This window comes from Ferruginibacter profundus, from assembly GCF_054783275.1.
On the sequence record NZ_BAAGQW010000002.1, the window covers coordinates 699109 to 714598 of the forward strand.

Here is a 15490-nt window from a genome sequence, read left to right on the forward strand (position 1 = left end):
GGTTGGCACTGCAATTTAACAATAATAACATTATGAATTTACAAAAACGAATTGAATTATTACAAAAACTAAAAAAATATCTTGAAGAAAATGATACCGCATGGCAGGATATAAAAACAAAGGCCACTGCATATAATGGCTGGTTTATTCCTGAATTTATTGACCTATCAGTACAAAATATCTGCACTGAATTTTTAGAACAGGAGAAGCTGGAGAATTGGGCCGCTCATTATCACCTGGACGATAATATCATTGGTAAAAACATCGGCCTGGTAATGGCAGGCAATATTCCTTTGGTAGGCTTTCACGACCTGCTGGCAGTATTCATCAGCGGGCACAACCAGGTTATAAAATTATCTTCCAAAGATGATGTGCTGTTAAAACACCTTGTAGAAAAACTATACAGCTGGGATGATGCTGTAAAGAACAACATTTCCTTTGCAGAAATGCTGAAAGGCTGCGATGCCTACATTGCAACAGGCAGTAACAATTCTGCACGTTATTTTGAACAGTACTTTGCAAAATACCCTAGCATCATACGACGCAACCGTACCTCTGTAGCCATTTTAGACGGAACGGAAAGCGCAGATGAACTGGCCAGGTTAAGTGATGATATCCATTTATACTTTGGGCTGGGCTGCCGGAATGTGACCAAAATATTTGTACCCGAAGGCTATGACTTTGTTCCGCTATTAAGGTCTTTTGATACATACAAATTCTTTGCAGACCATCACAAATACAAGAACAATTACGATTATCAATTGTCGATGGCTTTGCTGAATAATATTTATTACATGACGAATGAAAGCACATTGATGATTGAGAGTGAGCAAATATTTTCAGCCATCAGCCAGTTGAATTATAGTTTTTATAAGGATGCAGCAGAAGTAAAAAAGGTTTTAGAAAACAATACTGATGTGCAGTGCATTGTGGGACATGGCAACATACCTTTTGGCCAGGCTCAGCAACCGGGTTTATTTGATTATGCTGATGGCGTGGATACGATGCAGTTTTTGTTAACTTTATGAGCGGAAGAGTTTAAAGCTGCAAGGGTGAAGCATTCCATAATTGCAGTTTTACCTGTGGTTTGTGGCTGGCAGCTTGCAGCCCATTAGCCATCTACGAAACTCTTCCTAATTAACTGTTAAAGATGGCAGAAGGTAAATCTCATTTTGGCAGTTCTTCGTTATTTTGTATTGTCAGGCACAGGAGTTGATGATTAAAAACCTGGCGCAAATAAAATTTATTAAGTACAACAATAAAACCTAAGAAAATGAAATTTAAACAAGTCTTATTCACAGTGGCCATCAGTGCTGTTACCGCCCTTGGAGTAATATGGGGCTATGGTAAATTTATGAAACAGAATAATTCTTATGGCGGACAGGAAGCCGGGGTTTTACCCTCTAATTACAAATATGCCGGCTTTACTGACGGAGCAACACCGCCTACAGGAGGAGCAATTGACTTTACTGCCCCGGCAGCCGCCGCTTTACCAGCAGTAGTGCATATTAAAACAAAAACCAATGCCAAACAGGCCAGTAATAATTTACCCCGTACAAGGCCCAACAATCCGTTTGGCGACCTGTTTGACGACGACATCATCAACCAGTTTTTTGGCGGCAGGGGCGGCATCATTCCCGAACAAAAAGCCAGCGGCTCCGGTGTTATCATTAGTGATGATGGTTATATCATTACCAACAATCACGTAGTTGACAAGGCAGATGAGCTGACCGTTACTTTAAGCAACAAAAAAACCTACAAAGCAAAAGTTGTAGGAACAGATCCTTCTTACGATTTAGCAGTAATTAAAATTGATGCCACGGGTTTACCCTTTTTATTGTATGGTAACTCCGACGACCTTAAAATAGGTCAATGGGTTTTGGCCATCGGTTATCCTTTAAATTTAGAAACTACTGTTACCGCCGGTATAGTAAGTGCCAAAGCAAGAAGCCTTGGCTTAAACCGCGATAAGAATGGTACGGGTGTGGAATCATTTATACAAACCGATGCTGCGGTTAATCCCGGCAATAGCGGTGGTGCATTAATTAATACTGACGGTAAGTTAGTGGGCATTAATTCTGCCATTGCATCTCCAACCGGTTCGTATGCAGGTTATTCTTATGCAATACCTGTAAACATCACCAAAAAAGTAGTAGACGACCTGATCAAATTTGGTACCGTACAAAGAGGTTTCCTTGGCGTTCAGTTTGTTCCTGCCAGCGACCTGAGTGAAGATGAAAAGAAAAAAGCAGGCATTCCATTATCTGCAGAAGGTATTTATGCACAGGAGGTACCCACTGATGGCGGAGCTTATGCAGCAGGCATACGTAAAGGTGATATCATTAAAAAAATTGATGGCACCGAAATAACCAGCAGTGCTGAAATGCAGGGACAGATCAGCCGTTTTAAACCAGGTGATAAAGTACCGGTTACCTATGTACGCAATGGTAAAGAAAATACCACTACCGTAACATTAAAAAATAAAGCCGGTAATTTTGATATTGTAAAAGCAGATGCTGCTGTAGACCTTCTTGGAGCTGACCTGGCTACATTAGACAGCAAAAAAGCGAAAGAGTATGGTGTTGGCGGCGGTGTAATCGTTAAAAAAATACATGATGGGGCATTGAACGATCAGACACGTATGAAAGACGGCTTTGTGATCTTGAAGATCAATGAAAAGGATGTAAAAAGTGTAGATGACTTAAAGAGTGCTATCGGTTCTGAAAAAAATGTTACCATCAGTGGATTTTATCCTGGTTACGATGGCGTATATGAATACCCGATTACACTTGGGGAGTAATTAAGAAAGTATAAAAGTACATAGAGTTTATAAAGTAAGAAGCCCTGTAAATTTACAGGGTTTCTTATTTTATAAAGAGATTATAATTGTTTTAATTTCTGGAAAACAATATACTCCCAGGGTTTCATTTCAAAATGAAAATCCCCATTAAAAGCCCATCCTTCTTTAGTGAATACATCTGCAAATGACCCGGTAAAATTGTTGTCCTTTATATCAAAACTCACTTTTTTATTACTGAAATTTATTACCGTTATAATTGCGTTGTCTTTATTTTCCCGCAAGAAAGCTAATACGCTTTCGTTAGCAGTTGTTGAAAGAAAATGAGTAGTTACATCCGGATCACCTGCCCTTAATGCCGGGTTAGTTTTTTTTAGCGTGAGCAGTGTTTTATAAAAATCATGCAGTTCATATTTACCGTTCCATTCAATAGGGTCTTTATCAAAAAATTTCAACCTTTTCATATTGGGCAACTCTTGTCCGCTATAGATCATGGGCATTCCATTCCAGGTAAAGCTGAAAACAGCCAATGCTTTTGCCATATCGCCATATTTCTCATATTCCGTTCCGTTCCAGGTATTTTCATCATGATTGGTGGTAAACCAGAGCGGAATATCGGTAGTGCTGCACACTTCATCGTATTGGCGTATTATCGTATCTAAAATGTTTTTATCCTGGTTCTTTTTATAAAAATCTTCTGTTTTGTGCATCCAGGTCCAGGTATAGCAGGCATCAAAGGCTTTAAAATAATCCGGGTGTTCCAGGGGGTCACTCTCGGCAAGCCAGAAAAGTGTTTTTGTTTTTTCCAGCTCTGTTCTTGCTTCCAGCCAGAAGTCCAGTTCCACCCAGAATGCCAGATCACAACGATAGCCATCAATATCACATTCGGTGACCCAGTACCGCATGGCATCAATCATGGCCTTGCGTAAAGCAGGGTTTTTATAATCCAGTTCAATGATATCATCCATGCCACTGGCAATTTTAAAATCGTTGGTGGCACTATCTTTTAAATAATATTCAGGATGAATTTTTGTCCACACATGATCCCAACCGGTATGGTTGGCCACCCAGTCAATGATCACTTTAAACCCCATGCTGTGCGCCTCTTTTACTAAATTTTTAAAGTCTTCCAGGTTGCCAAATTCAGGGTTGATGGAGGTATAGTCGCTGCAGGCATAATAACTGCCTAAACTACCCTTCATATTTTTTTGTGCAATGGGCGTAATGGGCATAAACCATAAAGTTTCCACTCCCATTTCCTTAAGCCGGGGCAATTCTTTTGCAAAGGCATTAAAAGTTCCCTCTTTGTTATACTGGCGCACATTTACTTCATATACATTAGTTGTATTTATCCATCCTGCTTTTTTATACTCGTTATGTACCATTTTTGCTGTAGATTGATTTGTTTTTGTGATTTTGGTATTGTTACATGCCATAATTCCAATTGCTGCCAATAACGGCATTAGCTTTTTCATAATGCAGGCAATTTTATTTTGTCAAATGTAAGCAGGGATTTTTGAATAATGGCAAATGGTATAAAGCCTGCAACATTGTACCTTTGCATTTGTTATTAATTACGATGAAACAATTTAATGTTCCCATAATTTACCGCAGCCCTTTAATCAGTGCTATCAAAAACAAACGTAAGCAGCAGGATAAAATGAAGAAAGATTTTACCCCTGCCCTGCTGGATTTCGGGCCTGTGCAAATTTATCTTGCCCGGCATTTTGGCTTTTGTTATGGCGTGGAGAATGCCATTGATATCGCATTTCGTACCATTGAAGAAAACCCGGGCAAAAGGATTTTTTTATTGAGTGAAATGATACACAACCCGCAGGTAAATGCCGACCTGCAACAAAGAGGTGTGCAGTTTTTACAGGACACTTACGGCAAACAGATAGTGCCTTACGAAACGCTTACAAAAGATGATGTGGTAATTATTCCGGCATTTGGCACCACGCTGGCCATTGAAGAAAAATTAAATGCCATTGGTATACCTACGCAAAAATATAATACCACCTGCCCCTTTGTTGAAAAAGTATGGAACCGCAGTGAACAGATCGCTAAAAAAAATTACACCGTGGTAGTGCATGGCAAACCCACGCATGAAGAAACAAGGGCCACTTTTTCGCATGCGGCTTATCACACGCCAACAGTAGTGGTTAACAATATGGAAGAGGCTATTGCCTTAAGCAAATACATTACCGGGGAAAAAGATACGGCAAACTTTTACAGTGAATTTGCCGGTAGATTTTCTGAAGGTTTTGATGCTGCAAAAGACCTGGCAAGGATTGGTGTGGTTAATCAAACCACCATGCTGGCCAGCGATACGCAGGCCATTGCCGATTTTTTAAAACAGGTGATGATAGAAAAATACAATTTAACTGCGCCTGACGTTGAAGACCATTTTTCTGATACGAGAGATACGTTGTGTTATGCTACCAACGATAATCAAACTGCCGTATATGGTTTGTTAGAGACAGCCGCTGATCTTGCTATTGTTGTGGGAGGCTATAACAGCAGCAACACTTCTCACCTGGTGGAGCTCTGCGAAGAAAAACTACCTACTTATTTTATCAGCAGTGAAGAAAAAATAATTTCGGCTTCATTAATACGGCATTTTAATTTTCATACTAAAGAAGAATTGACCACTGAAAATTTTCTTCCGGCAAAAGAACCGGTAAAAATATTAATTACCAGTGGCGCCAGTTGCCCTGATGCAATGGTGGAGGCCGTGATTGAAAAACTGGTTTCCTTTTTTACAATAAAAACAAGTATTGAAGAACTGACAGCAACCTTTTAAATATTTTCGGCATAAGAAATTATAATAAACTTACTTCCCGAGTTTTATTTAAACAAGATGCCTTTTAGTAACAAGTTCGCAGGCAAATGCTAATTGCTGTTCCATGGTAAGGTTTGTATTATCTATTTCAACTGCATCATCAGCTTTTCTTAAGGGGCTTACTTCACGGTGAGAGTCGATATAGTCACGCATTTCGAGGTTGCTTTTCACTTCTTCGATAGTGATGTTGGGATTTTTCTCGTACATTTCCTTAAACCTTCTTTCCACCCGTACCGCTATATCGGCAGTCATAAATATTTTTAGTTCTGCATCAGGAAAAACAGTGGTGCCGATATCTCTTCCATCCATTACCACGCCCTTTTTGGTTCCCATTTTTTGTTGCTGGGCTACAGCAAAAGTGCGTACTTCCCTGATGGCAGCCACATCACTTACTTTTTCGGCAATCACAAGGTCACGTATCACATACTCTACATTTTCTCCGTTTAAAATAATTTCTGACTGCTGCGATTTGGGATTGAACTCAAAGTCGATATGAATATTTTGCAGGGCGCTGTTAACCTCAGCAACATCTGTCCAGTCGATATGATTTCTTAAAAAATATAACGTGATGGCCCGGTACATGGCACCGCTATCAATGTACACGTATCCTAATTCTTTTGCTAATTGTTTGGCCAGCGTGCTTTTTCCGCAGGACGACCAGCCGTCGATGGTGATTATTATCTTTTTGCTCATTGCAGCACAAAAATGCTGTAAAAAATTGCTAAAACAAAATCAAGTTCGTGAATGGTGAATCGTGAGTAGTGAATCGTGAGTGAGCAATTATTGACCATTCACTATTTGCCTGGAGGAATGGGCTCGCCGTTGTGGCAGGTTTTGCAGTGGATCATATTTAAATATTCCGGCCGGGTATCTTTGTCAAAATTGAAATACGTTTTATTAATATCTATTACCATCCGCATCATTGCCCTGGCATTGTCTTTCATCGGGTCGGCATCAGAAGCATAATCAAGACTATCCTTAACGGCAGTATTTTTTGCCGGCACATGGCAGAAGCTACATTCTACACCCAGCGCAACAGTATAAGACTGCATGATGCTATCCAGTTTTGTATCGCTGATGTCTTTTGGCAATACCTTAAGGTTCTCTCTTTCCTGATATGGCAAGGCCATGCCAATAGCAGCAAATGCACTTACAGCAAAAGCAACTACAAATATTTTATTCTTTTTTCCTGCCTCGTGGAATTTCACTCGTTAAAACATTTTTTTATGATGATTAAAGATATAAAAAGAGCCATTCATTAAAACTGAATGGCTCTATTATAATGTAAGTGATATGTTAATTATACTTCTGACTCTTTCTCCTGCTTGGTTTCTGTAGACTTTAAAACAAACTTTATTTTTTCTGTTTCTTTATCCAGCTCAGCCACTAAAACATCCCCGTTCTTTACACTCATATTTAGGATCTCTTCTGCTAAAGGATCTTCCAGGTATTTCTGGATAGCCCTGTGCAATGGCCTTGCACCAAACTGGGAGTCGTAGCCTTTATCAGCAATAAACTCTTTTGCTTCGGGTGTTAATTCCATAGAGAATCCAAGACTGGTAAGGCGTTTTAAAACTCCTTTCATCAGGATATCAATGATCTCAAAAATATTTTCCTTGGTCAATGAGTTAAACACCACCACATCGTCTATCCTGTTTAAAAACTCAGGACTGAAGGTACGCTTCAACGCTTTTTCGATAACGGCTTTGTTATTCTCATCAGAATTTTCCATACGGGTTGCAGTGGCAAAACCAACACCATCGCCAAAGTCTTTCAACTGCCTTGCACCAATATTGGAGGTCATGATGATGAGCGTATTTTTAAAATCCACTTTACGTCCCATACCATCTGTTAACTGCCCGTCATCCAGTACCTGTAACAGAATATTGTAGATATCCGGATGTGCTTTTTCAATTTCATCCAGCAGGATAACACAGTATGGTTTACGGCGTACCCTTTCAGTTAACTGTCCGCCTTCTTCGTAACCCACATAGCCTGGAGGCGCACCAATTAAACGGCTTACGGTGAATTTTTCCATGTATTCACTCATATCAATGCGTATCAGAGCATCTTCGCTGTCGAACATGTGTTTGGCCAAAGATCTTGCCAACTCTGTTTTACCTACACCAGTTGGGCCCAGGAAGATAAATGTACCGATTGGTTTTTTAGGATCTTTCAACCCTACCCTGTTACGCTGAATAGCTTTTACCACTTTTGAAATGGCATTTTCCTGCCCTACCACAGCGCCTTTCAGGTCATCGGCCATGCGGCGCAATTTATCTGTTTCGGCCTGTACCATACGTTTAACAGGAATACCTGTCATCATGTGTACCACTTCGGCAATATCTTCTTCTTCAATAGGGAAACGCTTGTGTTTGCTTTCTTCTTCCCAATCCGTTTTAGCTTTTTCAAGCTCTTCCTGCAAACGCTTTTCCGTATCTCTTAAAGATGCCGCTTCTTCAAAACGCTGGCTTTTTACTACTTTGTTTTTTTCAAGCTTAATATCTTCAATCTTTTTTTCCAGTTCGATGATCTCTGCAGGAACATTGATGTTTTTGATATGCTTTCTTGCACCAACTTCATCCAATACATCAATGGCTTTGTCAGGCAATAAACGATCGGTCATATACCTGTCGCTTAATTTTACGCAGGCATCAATGGCTTCCTGGCTGTAAGTAACGTTATGATAGTCTTCGTATTTGCTCTTAATGTTATTTAAGATCTGGATAGTTTCATCAACCGAAGGTTGTTCTACAATCACTTTTTGAAAACGACGGTCCAGTGCTCCATCTTTTTCAATGTGCATACGGTATTCATCTAAAGTAGAGGCACCAATACATTGTAATTCGCCCCTGGCCAGGGCCGGTTTAAAAATATTGCTGGCATCCAGTGAGCCGCTGGCCCCACCTGCACCTACAATGGTATGGATCTCATCAATAAACAGGATAACATCCCTGTTTTTTTCCAGTTCATTCATGATGGCTTTCATCCTTTCTTCAAACTGGCCACGGTATTTTGTTCCTGCTACCAATGCAGCAAGGTCTAAACTCACCACTCTTTTATCAAACAATACCCTTGATACTTTGCGCTGTACAATGCGTAAGGCCAAACCTTCCACAATTGCTGTTTTACCCACACCGGGTTCACCAATTAAAATGGGGTTGTTCTTTTTGCGGCGGGATAAGATCTGCGATACCCTTTCAATTTCATTTTCCCTGCCTACGATCGGATCCAAAGAACCGCCTTCTGCCAGCCGGGTAATGTCTCTGCCGAAATTGTCGAGTACCGGGGTTTTTGTTTTAGGGGCATTAGCGGCACCACCACGCTGGCCTTTCTGCTGGCCGTATTGTTTTCTTTCTTCGTCAAATTCTTCATCGCCTTCATCGCTGAATTCGGCTGATGGCGGGTTGCTGGTTACAAACCCCAGCTCGTTTTTAAATACATCATAGTCTACATCAAACTGGTTGAGGATCTGTGTAGCTATGTTTTCTTTGTTTTTTAAGATAGAAAGCATCAGGTGCTCACTTTCCACCAGTGCACTTTTTTGTGCCTTGGCTTCCAGCACCGTAATGCGGATCACCTTCTCAGCCTGCTTGGTTAGCGGTAAAGAATTAATGTTAGCGATGTTTTTACCGGTTTTATCCTTCACCGCCATTTCAATTTCCTTGCGTAATTCAAACAGGTCGATATTGAGGGATTTTAAAGTTTTTATAGCAGTGTTCTCACCATCACGTATCAATCCCAAAACCAAATGTTCTGTGCCTATAAAATCATTTCCCAACCTTAGTGCTTCCTCACGGCTGTAAGAGATTATTTCTTTTACCTGAGCCGAAAAATTGTTGTCCATTTGCTGATTGATTTAGCTTATACAATAATAACGATTATTTTGAAGATTAAGTTTAGTACAAAGGCTAAATGTTAATATGTTAAAAAGTTAAAACTTTGTTTAGCCTCCTTTTTTTGATGCTTAACTCTCTAACGGAAGAACTGTATTTAAATTTTCCTTTACTTTACAAAAAACAATTATACCCTAATCTTCAAGACTTGATGATGATGAATGTCAAAATAGATACCAAAGAAAAATTCACTGTTATTACGCCTCAGGAACCGGCTTTATCTGCTAATATGACAGGCGAGCTAAACGATTTGTTGCTTCCTTACCTGCAAAAAGACATTCCGCATATTGTTTTGAACCTGAGCGCCGTAAAAAAGATAGATGAGGAAACGGGCAATTACCTGGCTGATATTCAGCAACAATTTTACGAAAACAATTGTTCGTTTGTAATTTGTAATTTGCAGGATGCGGTAGAAAAATTACTGGATGAGAAGGAATTACTGGAGCTGATGAATGTAACACCTACCGAAAGTGAAGCCTGGGATATTGTGCAGATGGAAGAGATAGAGAGAGAACTCTTAGGGGACAATGAATAATGGATAATGAAATAATGAATAATTTATTTTATGCACTATTTCTTTCTGAATTTAACCCTCTTTGCATGTTTTAAAACACCTGTTATTAAAAACATTATTGATTATCCATTTTTTAATTATTCATTAATATAAATGCTGGCACTCACCATTTTAGGTAATAATTCTGCAATACCTGCCTTTGACAGGAACCCTACTGCCCAGATATTGCAAACCCAGGAAGAAATTTATTTGATTGATTGTGGTGAAGGCACGCAAATGCAAATGACCCGGTATAAGATACGCCGCAGCAAACTTACCAGGATATTTATTTCGCATTTGCATGGTGATCATTATTATGGTTTGATCGGTTTGCTTACCAGCATGGGATTGCTGGGCCGTACACAAGACCTTCACCTGCATGCGCCTGAAGCGTTGGAACAGATTTTAAAACTGCAATTGAATGTTGCTGATACCAAACTGCCTTACACTTTGCATTTTCATCCGTTAAAAAACGAAGGCATTATTGTGGATGATAAAAAGTTAATGGTAGAGTGTTTTAAAGTGCAGCACCGCATTGAGTGCTGGGGATTTTTATTCAGGGAGAAAAAGAACCCGAGAAAAGTAAATGCAGAAAGGGCTGCCATTTATGAGATACCGGCAGCATTTTATGATAAATTACAACAGGGCCATGATTATGTAAATAAAAAAGGCACTATTGTTCCTAATGAAGAAGTAACCACTGCTGCATCAAAGCCCAAGAGTTATGCATTTTGTGCCGATACTATTTACGATGAGCGTTTAGCGGACAAAATTAAAGAAGTAGATCTGTTATACCACGAAGCTACTTACTTAAAAGACCTGCATGAAAGAGCTGCCATGCGCTTTCACAGCACCACACACCAGGCGGCAAGCATTGCAAAACTGGGTAATGTAAAAAAATTATTGCTGGGGCATTTTTCTTCTAAATATGAAACACTGGAAGCATTTTTACCGGAGGCCTGTGAGATTTTTGAGAATACGGAACTGGCTTTGGAAGGGGCTTGTTATAAGATTTAATACAAGCCGGTTACACGAAGTTTTGCGAATTACACGAATGGCCTGTGTTATAAGGATAGTTTTGTGGAACATTGCTACTCTTCTAATCTGATCACATTATTATACCCGTCTGCCATCATCCATACATAAAATTCGGCGAACCATTTACGCCATGCTTTTTCTTCATGTTTGCCTTCGGCATCAATTAAAGTATAGATCATAGCATAGGAATTAGTGCCTAATTTTTCTGCCACTTCATTCATATCAGTAACCATGTTTTCACTTTCTTTTCCGCCGCAATAAAAGAAAAATTTACTGCTCACTTTGTTGCCTACCGAATCGGTGAGTATTTTAATTGCAGGCGCCGTCCAGAATGCAGGAGAAAACACACCTGCTTTGCCAAACACATCAGGATATTTGAGCACAGCGTAATAAGCTATTAACCCGCCCATAGAAGATCCTGCAATGATGGTATTTTCTTTAGCAGATAATGTCCTGTATTTTTTATCGATAAATGGTTTGAGTGTTTGTTTTAAAAAATCAATGTACTCATTTCCCTGTGGCGAAAAAGCTTTACCTGCTGTGGAATCCTTCAGCGCAAATTCATAAGGATTGTATTCATTCATTCTTGCTGCACCGCCATTATCAATTGCCACCACAATACAGCCAGGCTTTCCTTTTGCTATCAAAGAATCCAGGCATTCATCCACGCCCCACTCATTTCCAAATGCGCTGGTAACTTCATCAAATATATTTTGCCCGTCCTGCAGATACATTACAGGATAATGTTTTTTGCCTTCGTGATATCCAGGTGGCAAATACACCCAGATGCGCCTTGTTCTGTTTAACTGCGGAATAAAAAAAGCGGTATCCAGTACATGTACATTAGCACTGGCAGTATGCTCTTTAGGTACAGCATGATCGTCCATCCAGCCATCAATGGAATAAGTAATAGTGGTATCAGAAGATAAGTCCACTGTTTTATTACTTACATCAAATCCTTTGCTGGTAGATTCTACTTTTTGCCAGCTGCCCCTGGTGAATTTAAACTGGTAGTTTTTTGCAGGGAGGTCTTTAATTTCTACCAATAGCTTATCATTTACATTTGAAAAGCGAAATTTATCATTACCGGGATTCCAGTCGTTAAAGTTACCGGCAACAAAAACGCCATCTCCTTTGTGGGCAGATGGCGTTGCAATGATCTCTATCCGTAACGTGAATTGTGCGAATGAATTTAAAAAAGCACATAGCAAAAACAGTACAATAAAAATTTTGCTACGCATCGTTTAAGTTTATTTAAATTCGAAATGGTTATTTCCGTTTTTTTAAACTACTTCGTAGTTTTTTGCCATGGATTACACAGATTTCCACTGATCATCGGATGTATTTATTCCGTGTTAATTCGTGGCAACTCAAAAAATTCTTGCCAAAGGCAGGAATGGGGCGAAAAGGATTTTCACCGTACGTCGTCGCCATCTTACCTGAGATAGGCTTTCACTTTTTGGTGAATACTTTCGCTTAAAGGCACCACCGGTAAACGCAATATGTTTTCAATAATGCCCAGTTCGTACAACACGGCTTTTACCCCTGCAGGGTTATTTTCTGCAAATAAGAGGTCGCAACCTTCGAGGCACTTATAATGTAACGGCCTGGCGGCCGCAAAATTGCCTTTTAAGCTTAAACGTATCATTTCGCTGAAATCTTTAGGAAAACAATTGGCTGCCACACTGATCACGCCATCCATACCGCAGGCAATTAATGGCAATGCAATATGGTCGTCACCGCTAACCACTAAAAAGTCTTCGGGCCTGTCACGTAATATGTGCATGCACTGCACCATATTGCCACTGGCTTCTTTCATCCCTTCAATATTTTTTTCTTTAGCCAGGCGCAATGTGGTTTCAGCAGTCATGTTGCTGCCTGTTCTGCCGGGAACATTGTATAAGATAACAGGTTTTGGAGAAACACCTGCCAATGCTTTGTAATGCTGGTAAATCCCTTCCTGCGAAGGTTTGTTATAATAAGGACTGGCACTTAACACCGCGATGGCTTTATCTAATGGATAGCTGGTTAAGTTTTCCATTACTTCCTTTGTATTGTTGCCGCCAATGCCCACTACAACCGGCACACGGTTATTCACCTTTTCGTAAGTATAATTAATAATGTCAAACTTTTCCTTACTGGTTAAGGTGGGGGTTTCGCCGGTGGTGCCCAGCGATATTAAATACTCAACGCCATTATCGATATCAAAATCGATCAGTTTACCCAATGCGTCATAATCTACTTCGGTATTGTTTTTAAATGGTGTAACGAGTGCCACACCCGTGCCTTGCAAATCGTTTCTCAAACTCATGTATAAAAAAATTTTGGTAAAGTTATTATTATGCTTTGATATGATAAAAGAAAAATCCTCCCCGGCAAGTTGGGGAGGATCTGTAAACAATAGTATATTAAATGTTTTAGTTTTTATTGTTATAAGCCATATCCGCCGCCTGCTTTAATATTTTTGAATGGATAAGATAATTTTTATCCGGGCTATAGATAAATAAACAGGTGCCGTTCTTTATCTTATTGATGATTGGCTTATGCAATTTTTCGGGCACCGCGGGGCAACCCCAGCTTCTGCCGATATAGCCCTGGGATTGTATCAGCTCTTCATTAACATAATCTGCCCCATGCATTACAATAGCACGGCTGTCTGCATTATCATTGATGCCTCTTTCTAATCCCTGCAGATGCAATGAATACCCGTTCTTACCATTATAGGTATTCATGGTTTCATAAAATCCAAGGCTGCTTTGATTACTTTCCGGACGGTTTGAAAATTGTTCTGCATATTCTTTACCGGAGTTTACGCCGTGTGCAACGTAGGTATTAAATACTACTTTATTCTGGCTGAGGTCAATAACAAATAATCTTTTTTTGCAGGAAGACAAGCTGAAATCTACAATAGAAATTATTTTATCGTTGGTGATTTTTCCCGCCTTTACCAGGTAATCGAAACCATGCATACCATATTGAAAAGCCTGTTGCGATAAGCCCAATAAATTAAGGCGCAGGCTATCATATATTTTTGATAAGGCATCGCCGTTTGCCGGGTTGATGGTTAAAGTATTGGTACTGGCTGCAGCCAATACCGCTATTTTATTGGCAGCAGGTTTAAAGTCGGCTTTAGGTTTGTTTTTAGCAAACACAAAAGGCATGTGCAGAATGAAAAGAAATATGGAAGAGAAGAATAAGTAGAATTTTTTTAGGCTGTGCTTTTTCATGTTTATAAGATATTGGTTTAAAAATCACAAGCAGTTGCAAAAGTAATCAGCCTTCTTGTTTTTGATTTGTTAACAAGCAAAAAATAATTCAGTAATTTTCCACATACACCGCTATGGTATTGGCTTTGGCGTTTAATTAGGTTTATTTACTGTTTATGAATTATTTAAAACCAACGAATTATATCCGGCTGTATATTTTGTAGTAGTTTAAAACAACGCAAAATTTTAACAAATAAAAAGGGTTTTACTTTCCTTATTTTGGGCGTACTCTCCGGCAGTAAGGGGCAATTGCAATTGTTACAAAACAAGTGCGTTAAGAAAACTGATATTCTCTTTCATACTTTCAAAGGGGCCAACGGAGTATTCTTCCTGTTCTACAAAAAAGTATTTTAGCCCCGCGGCTTTACTATGCTGCAGCATTTGTTGTATTGCCAAACCTCCTTTACCAAATTCGGTACTTTGTTTTTTCTGCAGGTTCATATCTTTTAAATGCCAAAGCGGAAAACGGCCCGGGTATTTTTTAAAGTATTCCAACGGGTCTTTTCCACCCACTATTACCCAACCCAGGTCCATTTCCATATGCACTAACGCTGCATCAGTATTTTCCAATAACACATCATATAACACGGCTCCATTTTCATTTTCAAATTCGTAGGCGTGGTTGTGATAACCAAATTTAATGTGCAGCTTTTTACATTCTTCACCGGCTTTATTAAATGCTTCAGCAACAGTTTTATAATTAGCAACAGTTTGTCCGCTGGTGGGCATTGTAGAACAGATTAAATATTCCTGCCCTGACGCTGCTGCATCGTTGATTGTTTGTTGCCATTTATCATCAATATGTACATGACCACTACGCAGTGTCATTCCTAAATCGCTGCAGATGGTTTTTATTTCTTTTGGAGACAGTCCATAATAATTTCCTTTTTCACTTTTGGCAGATTCAATTTGTTTGATCCCCAACGCAGCAATTTTTTGTAACGTGCCTTTTGCATCTGCAAGCATTTCTTTACGGAAAGTGTACAACTGCACGCCAATATTTTTTACTTTTTTAGAAGGGCTGACAAATGATGGCAACAATGCTGAACCAACAGCCAATACCCCGGTGTTGAGCAGAAAATTACGGCGTGTTTGCAT

13 protein-coding genes are annotated in these 15490 nt (G+C 39.6%); 5 read left to right on the forward strand and 8 right to left on the reverse strand.

Translation table 11 applies throughout. The annotated features are described in order from the left end of the window. Positions 1–32 precede the first annotated feature (32 nt). Positions 33–1028 (forward strand): acyl-CoA reductase, encoded by a 996-nt coding sequence (locus ACYVM0_RS13275; protein WP_460557818.1) that lies wholly within the window; start codon positions 33–35, stop codon positions 1026–1028. Positions 1029–1273: 245 nt separating this feature from the next. Continuing rightward, positions 1274–2800, forward strand: a complete 1527-nt coding sequence (locus tag ACYVM0_RS13280; RefSeq protein ID WP_460557819.1) for a trypsin-like peptidase domain-containing protein — start codon at positions 1274–1276, stop codon at positions 2798–2800. An 80-nt stretch (positions 2801–2880) separates the two neighbouring features. Here ACYVM0_RS13280 and ACYVM0_RS13285 read toward each other — a convergent pair whose 3' ends face one another. After that, complete coding sequence (locus tag ACYVM0_RS13285) at positions 2881–4272, reverse strand: alpha-amylase family glycosyl hydrolase (protein ID WP_460557820.1); 1392 nt, start codon at positions 4270–4272, stop codon at positions 2881–2883. 104 nt (positions 4273–4376) lie between these two features. Between ACYVM0_RS13285 and ACYVM0_RS13290 the strand changes: the two genes are divergently transcribed. Next, entirely contained in the window at positions 4377–5600 is a 1224-nt protein-coding gene (locus ACYVM0_RS13290; protein ID WP_460557821.1) for a 4-hydroxy-3-methylbut-2-enyl diphosphate reductase, read from the forward strand. Between the two features lie 48 nt (positions 5601–5648). Here ACYVM0_RS13290 and cmk read toward each other — a convergent pair whose 3' ends face one another. From cmk to ACYVM0_RS13305, 3 genes are all read right to left on the reverse strand, one after another. Next, positions 5649–6332: a (d)CMP kinase gene (cmk, locus tag ACYVM0_RS13295; RefSeq protein WP_460557822.1), complete on the reverse strand. Its 684-nt coding sequence runs from the start codon at positions 6330–6332 to the stop codon at positions 5649–5651. 101 nt (positions 6333–6433) lie between these two features. Beyond that, on the reverse strand, positions 6434–6847 hold the full coding sequence (locus ACYVM0_RS13300; protein ID WP_460557823.1) for a c-type cytochrome: 414 nt from the start codon (positions 6845–6847) through the stop codon (positions 6434–6436). 92 nt (positions 6848–6939) lie between these two features. After that, positions 6940–9486: an ATP-dependent Clp protease ATP-binding subunit gene (locus ACYVM0_RS13305; protein WP_460557824.1), complete on the reverse strand. Its 2547-nt coding sequence runs from the start codon at positions 9484–9486 to the stop codon at positions 6940–6942. A gap of 200 nt (positions 9487–9686) precedes the next feature. Here ACYVM0_RS13305 and ACYVM0_RS13310 point away from each other — a divergent pair, with 200 nt between their 5' ends. Next, complete coding sequence (locus ACYVM0_RS13310; protein WP_460557825.1) at positions 9687–10070, forward strand: STAS domain-containing protein; 384 nt, start codon at positions 9687–9689, stop codon at positions 10068–10070. Between the two features lie 132 nt (positions 10071–10202). Further along, positions 10203–11105, forward strand: coding sequence for a ribonuclease Z (locus tag ACYVM0_RS13315; RefSeq protein WP_460557826.1), 903 nt, complete (start codon positions 10203–10205; stop codon positions 11103–11105). A gap of 74 nt (positions 11106–11179) precedes the next feature. On the opposite strand, the gene ACYVM0_RS13320 is transcribed toward ACYVM0_RS13315, so the two are convergent. The 4 genes from ACYVM0_RS13320 to ACYVM0_RS13335 form a co-directional block, all read right to left on the reverse strand. Beyond that, positions 11180–12367 carry an alpha/beta hydrolase-fold protein gene (locus ACYVM0_RS13320; protein WP_460557827.1) on the reverse strand — a complete coding sequence of 396 codons (1188 nt, stop codon included), beginning with the start codon at positions 12365–12367 and terminating at the stop codon, positions 11180–11182. A gap of 194 nt (positions 12368–12561) precedes the next feature. After that, complete coding sequence (dapA, locus tag ACYVM0_RS13325; RefSeq protein WP_460557828.1) at positions 12562–13437, reverse strand: 4-hydroxy-tetrahydrodipicolinate synthase; 876 nt, start codon at positions 13435–13437, stop codon at positions 12562–12564. 106 nt (positions 13438–13543) lie between these two features. Beyond that, on the reverse strand, positions 13544–14353 hold the full coding sequence (locus ACYVM0_RS13330; protein ID WP_460557829.1) for a murein L,D-transpeptidase catalytic domain family protein: 810 nt from the start codon (positions 14351–14353) through the stop codon (positions 13544–13546). Between the two features lie 297 nt (positions 14354–14650). Beyond that, positions 14651–15490 (reverse strand): sugar phosphate isomerase/epimerase family protein, encoded by an 840-nt coding sequence (locus ACYVM0_RS13335; protein WP_460557830.1) that lies wholly within the window; start codon positions 15488–15490, stop codon positions 14651–14653.